The following is a 291-nucleotide window of genomic DNA, read 5'->3' as shown; positions in this document are numbered from 1 at the left end:
CCTTCACCCGAGTTCTCTCAAGCGCCTTGGTATTCTCTACCCAACCACCTGTGTCGGTTTGGGGTACGGTTCCTGGTTACCTGAAGCTTAGAAGCTTTTCTTGGAAGCATGGCATCAACCACTTCGTGTTCTAAAAGAACACTCGTCATCAGCTCTCGGCCTTGGAATCCCGGATTTACCTAAGATTCCAGCCTACCACCTTAAACTTGGACAACCAACGCCAAGCTGGCCTAGCCTTCTCCGTCCCTCCATCGCAATAACCAGAAGTACAGGAATATTAACCTGTTTTCC

The 291-nt window shown here is 49.5% G+C and carries 1 rRNA gene; it reads right to left on the bottom strand.

Features of this window, described 5'->3' with window-relative positions:
- A 23S ribosomal RNA gene (locus tag IB252_RS29970) occupies positions 1-291 on the bottom strand; the annotation flags it as partial.

Source organism: Pseudomonas sp. PDM10 (assembly GCF_014852295.1).
In the GTDB taxonomy this organism is placed as follows: domain Bacteria; phylum Pseudomonadota; class Gammaproteobacteria; order Pseudomonadales; family Pseudomonadaceae; genus Aquipseudomonas.
This window is presented reverse-complemented; position numbering and strand designations above follow the sequence as displayed.